This window comes from Chamaesiphon sp. OTE_75_metabat_556 (assembly GCF_031378165.1).
GTDB lineage: Bacteria > Cyanobacteriota > Cyanobacteriia > Cyanobacteriales > Chamaesiphonaceae > Chamaesiphon.
In genome coordinates, this window is the sequence record NZ_JANNDR010000362.1 from 1 (window position 1) to 5,114 (window position 5,114).

The 5,114-nt window shown below is 43.4% G+C and carries 8 protein-coding genes; 3 read left to right on the plus strand and 5 right to left on the minus strand.

Features of this window, described 5'->3' with window-relative positions; all coding sequences use genetic code 11:
• Positions 1-142: 142 nt before the first annotated feature.
• From RMO27_RS14550 to RMO27_RS14560, 3 genes are all read right to left on the minus strand, one after another.
• A complete protein-coding gene (locus RMO27_RS14550) occupies positions 143-418 on the minus strand; it encodes a hypothetical protein (RefSeq protein WP_309733730.1) in 276 nt (91 codons plus the stop codon).
• Positions 419-430: 12 nt separating this feature from the next.
• Entirely contained in the window at positions 431-970 is a 540-nt protein-coding gene (locus RMO27_RS14555; protein ID WP_309733732.1) for a hypothetical protein, read from the minus strand.
• A 93-nt stretch (positions 971-1,063) separates the two neighbouring features.
• Positions 1,064-1,204, minus strand: coding sequence for a hypothetical protein (locus RMO27_RS14560; RefSeq protein WP_309733734.1), 141 nt, complete (start codon positions 1,202-1,204; stop codon positions 1,064-1,066).
• Positions 1,205-1,381: 177 nt separating this feature from the next.
• Here RMO27_RS14560 and RMO27_RS14565 point away from each other — a divergent pair, with 177 nt between their 5' ends.
• Both RMO27_RS14565 and RMO27_RS14570 read left to right on the plus strand, forming a co-directional pair.
• Positions 1,382-1,981 (plus strand): tRNA isopentenyl-2-thiomethyl-A-37 hydroxylase MiaE, encoded by a 600-nt coding sequence (locus RMO27_RS14565; protein WP_309733736.1) that lies wholly within the window; start codon positions 1,382-1,384, stop codon positions 1,979-1,981.
• A 59-nt stretch (positions 1,982-2,040) separates the two neighbouring features.
• Positions 2,041-2,532: a GNAT family N-acetyltransferase gene (locus RMO27_RS14570; protein WP_309733737.1), complete on the plus strand. Its 492-nt coding sequence runs from the start codon at positions 2,041-2,043 to the stop codon at positions 2,530-2,532.
• A gap of 84 nt (positions 2,533-2,616) precedes the next feature.
• Here the strand turns inward: RMO27_RS14570 and ubiE are convergent, their stop codons facing one another.
• The gene (gene ubiE, locus RMO27_RS14575; RefSeq protein ID WP_309733740.1) at positions 2,617-3,318 is read right to left on the minus strand and encodes a bifunctional demethylmenaquinone methyltransferase/2-methoxy-6-polyprenyl-1,4-benzoquinol methylase UbiE; all 702 of its coding nucleotides are present in this window, start codon (positions 3,316-3,318) and stop codon (positions 2,617-2,619) included.
• Positions 3,319-3,412: 94 nt separating this feature from the next.
• A complete protein-coding gene (gene hemJ, locus RMO27_RS14580; protein ID WP_309733742.1) occupies positions 3,413-4,000 on the minus strand; it encodes a protoporphyrinogen oxidase HemJ in 588 nt (195 codons plus the stop codon).
• A 495-nt stretch (positions 4,001-4,495) separates the two neighbouring features.
• Here hemJ and pyrR point away from each other — a divergent pair, with 495 nt between their 5' ends.
• Entirely contained in the window at positions 4,496-5,038 is a 543-nt protein-coding gene (pyrR, locus tag RMO27_RS14585) for a bifunctional pyr operon transcriptional regulator/uracil phosphoribosyltransferase PyrR (RefSeq protein ID WP_309733744.1), read from the plus strand.
• Positions 5,039-5,114 lie beyond the last annotated feature (76 nt).

Consider the following 5,114-nt stretch of genomic DNA (forward strand, 5'->3'; position numbering starts at 1 on the left):
ATCTAGATGAGTCGATCCTTCATCGAATAATTCTGGACAATACTTGGCTAAATCTAGCATAAATCGATCGGGAGTCACGGTCGCAAAATAATTCTCTAATATTGCCTGACATTTATTTACATCTAGCATCTGAATAATTCATTTATTTGGCGATAAGATGTACATCCAGTTCTAGAATGTCAGCTACTTCTTGAATACTTAGTCCTTTCTTCAAAAGCTTAGGAGCAATCTCTAGCTTACTCTCTTGCTTTGCTTGCTGATAAATTGCTGTGTTTTGAAATTCATCTGCTGCTGAATCCTCGATTCCTGCTGCAATAAATTCTGGACAAAATTCTTCCAGATTTGCTAGAAACTCTTCACGAGTAACAGTAGCAAAATGACGCTCTAATATTTCCTGGCATTTATTTACATCTAACATCAGAATAACTCCTTAGACTTCAATTAAATAACTCTCTCTAATTACAACAGGATCTTTGACTGCTATCTGGGCATGAGCTAAGTCAAAAATTGCTGAATCAGGAAATATGCACTCACCTTCTACAAAAACTGCTCTGGTGCTTGTTACGATCTGTCCCTGACGAGAAAGAAATTGGCTAGCATAGTTGAAAAATGCACAGTCTAAGCGATGGGCTTTAGAGCGAACTGGGTTTTGTTTTGGCAGGGGCTTGTTAGTATCTCGATACTGGTCATCAAATAAATTATAGATGTTTTTCAGGATGGGGAACCACTTGATATCAAATAGATCGATACAATTGTCTAACTGGATTCGAGCACAAATTACTGCTGGCTCTTGGGAATGCTGTTCTATTGCCCATTGTTTGGCTCTCATTGGTGCATCTTGAAAGAAATATATACCAGTACCCAACCAATCATAATCGTTGTCGCTGGTGAGGAATCCATTCTTGAGGATACTGGTGGCTTTAGTTTGACTAGTTCCATGATAACCGGATACTTCGATTCGATCGTTCATTGTTTCAGATGTTATTTCAAATCCTTAATTATCGCAACTTTCAAGACTGGTTTTAAGTCTAAATTAAGTCAGAATACTTCCTCGCATCAGTTTCTAAAAACGATAGTCTAACTCCGCATTCAAGCGTGGCGACTGGCTCAAATCTTTATCCCGCCCGATCGATAGTACCTCACCATCCTCTGCTAAACTAGCCAAAGCAAAATCCGCCATCCCCGATTGACGATGATCGAGCAATTACATTCTGATCGTAATTGGGAACATCCACTAAAGATACCAGATGATTTGAAGACAGCATAAAAATCGCTCTTTCTGTCGGCAAATCTAGCAGACGATCGATCTCCAATTCAATCTTGTCGCTGAATTGGTATAGTAAAGAAGACGATCGATCCTCGACACTGTTAGTATTGCCTGATGACTGTCACTGCCAATCCGACGATAAATGTTTTGTGCGAACCTACCTCCGCTGCTTGGCTCGCACAAGCACTGGGGAATATCGATACGATCTTGCTCGATCATTCGCATTGCGAACGCAAAGCAGCCAGCACCGCCGTCAATATGATGTTTCGGTATCCATCCAATCATAAACTCGTCAGACAATTAACCGCGATCGCGCGAGAAGAATTAGAGCATTTCGAGCAAGTCAATCAAATCCTCGAACAGCGCAATATTCCGCTCTCACCGCTGAATGCGCCGCCGTATGGCAAAGGCTTGATGAGCCAAATTTGCCATCAAGAACCCCAGCGATTATTGGATTCACTACTAATTTCGGGCTTGATCGAAGCCCGTTCTCACGAGCGATTGGGCTTGCTCGGTACGCATCTTCCCGATCCGAAATTAGCTGCTTTTTATCGTAGTTTGATGGCGTCGGAAGCCCGCCATTTTGGGATTTATTGGTTGCTGGCGGATACTTATTTCGATCGATCGATCGTCCAATCCCGTCTTGCCGAACTCGCCATCTTTGAAAGTCAGTTATTATCTACGCTCTATCATGAACCGAGAATTCATAGTTAGGTTAGTGAATAGTGAATAGTGAATAGTGAATAGTGGATAGTGGATAGTTTTTTTAATTCATGCTCGATCGATATCAAAATTACATAATTAGAGACTGGCAACCGGACGATCGGATTGCGGCGGCGGCAGTTATTAAAAATGCGTTGGCTGAATATGGATTGGGCTGGGAGCCGGATGGAGCCGATCAAGATGTCATCGGTGTGGAGCAATATTATCTTGCTCGCGGTGGTGAATTTTGGGTAATTGAAGACAATGGTACGATTATCGGTACGAGTGCTTATTATCCTTGTATTTTTGAAGAAAATTGCGATGTGAAGGCGGTAGAAATCCGCAAAATGTACTTACATCTCAAAACTAGAGGACAGGGTTTAGGGAAGTATTTATTAGGGCAATTAGAACGATCGATATTCGATCGCGGTTATCGGGAGATTCGGATCGAAACGGCGAGTGTGTTAACGGCAGCGGTGAAACTATATGAATCGAGTGGTTATCGATCGATTCCAGATGTAGAGACATCGAGATGCGATCGAGCCTATGTCAAATTTCTTTAGAGGAATGAGGATTAAATGAAGCATCAACACAAGTAGGGGCAATTCATGAATTGCCCCTACTTGTGTTTGTGCAGGAGTTACAAATTATTTAGTCAATACTAATACACCCATCAGCTCACTCGCGATCGGGTAATGAATTGCCTGACTAAATCCCGCTGCCAATCCTAATCTTATCTGTTCCGTACCAGTCGGAAATCGATCGAGACTGGGATTTAGATAAGCATATTCATCCGTCATCCCTAATTGAGCTGCTTTTGGTACGACGATCGCATCTAAATACCATTGCTGAAAGCGGCGTACTAAATTGTTACTGGGACGATGAAAATCAAGAATTGCGACTTTGGCATCAGTTTTCAAAACTCGATGCAGCTCGGCTAAAGATCTCGGAATATCTGTGACATTTCGCAAGCCATAACCCATCGTCACTGCATCGAAATAATTATCGGCAAATGGGAGATTGAGCGCGTCAGCTTCAACCCAATTAATGTGCTCTAATGGTGGATAAATCTTGGCGATCCGTTCGGCAGCAATTGTGAGTTGAGCGGGTGCAAAATCAGCACCGATCACCGTTCCTGTCGTACCAACGCGTTTGGCTAAAAGCTGAGTGATGTCGCCACTGCCACAACACAGATCCAGGCAAGTATCGCCAGCTTTAGCTTCACTCCAAGATACAGTCATCTGCTTCCAAACCCAATGCATCCCCAAGCTCAGATCGTTATTTAATCGATCGTACACTGGTGCAATCCGATTGAATATTGATTGGATGTCTGTAGATGTATAAGTCATTGTTAGTAGCGGGGAGCGGGGAGTGGGGAGGGAGTTATCGAGTATTATTAATTAATTTCTCAATAACTCTCTGTTATTGAATTAATCACAACTACTAAGATGCACCAATTTCGGAAGTAGGAACTTCATTAGTTGTTAATTTCTCAGCATCTAATCTGCGTTTGCGGGCGTAGAGTTGAATTGTTGCTGCCATCAGCACGACTAACCCGACAATTAAATATCCTGTTAAATCGGTAGGTAAATTATTCTTGAAGATCGCTAATAAGACGATCGCGACTAAAAATAGTGTCGGCAATTCATTTAAGCCGCGCAACTGTTGGCTGTTCCATTTACATTCATCTACTGCTAGCTTTTTCATCAAGCTCTTGCAATAGTGATGATAGCCGATTAATAGAACAACTAAGCCGATTTTAATGTGCAACCAGCGTTGATGAATGATATCTGGTTCTGTCGAAATAATCCCGATCGCCATGGCGATCGTTACTAACATTCCGGGGGTAGTAATGATACTATAGAGCCGCTGTTCCATGATTTGGTATTGCTCTTTGAGAATGCTCCGTGCGGGTTCGGGCTTTTCATTTGCCTCGACATGATAGATAAATAATCTTACTAGATAAAACAAACCTGCAAACCACACTGTAAAACCGATAATATGAAAAGATTTAAACCACTGATATGCCATGCAATTAGGTGTTAGGTATTAGAGATTAGGTGTTAGGGCGATCTTTTTGAAACACAATGCCGTAATACTCGATCCAAGTTATCAGCTCCTAGCTTGCAACGATCGACTAATTTCCCTGTATCTAGGTTAGGCAAAAAGGATCGCGGTTGCTAGGTCGATCGAGATAAGCTTAATATTCTGCAATATCTATCCAATTTTTGACTTGTCTTGGAATTGTATTCCAGGTGCGACGGTCATGCCTTCTTTGGTCAAAGTATAATTTTAGGGATCGACGGTTTGGCTAGCCTCCCTGTCTTGTCTTGACGCACACAACCTGGAGGAAACCTCCAGGTCGCGCGTCGCTGACTGAAACACCTGCTCCTCCACTCTCCGCGTGATTTCAGTCGCAACTGTCTTGATTCGCTAATCCGTCGTGGTACATAGGCGTGCGCGAATCGCTCCCAACTCCCAACTCCCAACTCCCAACTCCCAACTCCCAACTCCCAACTTCCCACTATGCCCAGTTCTATTGTTGAAATCCTGTCGGCTGATGAAATCCGCAGAACGTCAATCAGATTAGCGTCAGAGATTGACGAACGCTGTCGGGATCTGTCGCAGGTGGTATTGGTTGGCGTTCAAAAAAAAGGCGTCCCCTTCGCCAATATGCTGGCGAAACAGATTGAAATCTTAGAAGGGGTCAAAGTTGCGGTAGCTGCCCTAGATATTACTTTTTATCGCGACGATCTCGATCTGATTGCCGTCCGCACGCCAGGGAAAACCGATATGCCGGTAGACTTGAATGATAAGACCGTCATCCTGGTAGATGATGTGATCTATCAAGGGCGGACAATTCGGGCGGCACTAAACGCTGTCACTGAGTATGGGCGACCTAAGGAAATTTTACTCGCCGTGTTGATCGATCGCGGCCATCGCCAAGTCCCGATTCACCCAGATTTTTGTGGCAAGAAACTACCGACGTCGCGGGAAGAACAGATCAAAGTTTATTTTCAAGATGCCGACGGACGAGACGCTGTGGAATTGATTCGCGCTAGTGGTTAAGCATTTAGACGATCGACTTATTTAGCGATCATGGTAATGATCCCTTGTTGTCCGACTAAAACTTCCCGAATCAAAC

Coding starts and splice junctions, on each gene's coding strand:
- RMO27_RS14550 (WP_309733730.1), bottom strand. CDS start 418: ATGTTAGATGTAAATAAATGCCAGGAAATATTAGAGCGTCATTTTGCT.
- hemJ (WP_309733742.1), bottom strand. CDS start 4,000: ATGGCATATCAGTGGTTTAAATCTTTTCATATTATCGGTTTTACAGTG.
- ubiE (WP_309733740.1), bottom strand. CDS start 3,318: ATGACTTATACATCTACAGACATCCAATCAATATTCAATCGGATTGCA.
- pyrR (WP_309733744.1), top strand. CDS start 4,496: ATGCCCAGTTCTATTGTTGAAATCCTGTCGGCTGATGAAATCCGCAGA.
- RMO27_RS14570 (WP_309733737.1), top strand. CDS start 2,041: ATGCTCGATCGATATCAAAATTACATAATTAGAGACTGGCAACCGGAC.
- RMO27_RS14555 (WP_309733732.1), bottom strand. CDS start 970: ATGAACGATCGAATCGAAGTATCCGGTTATCATGGAACTAGTCAAACT.
- RMO27_RS14565 (WP_309733736.1), top strand. CDS start 1,382: ATGACTGTCACTGCCAATCCGACGATAAATGTTTTGTGCGAACCTACC.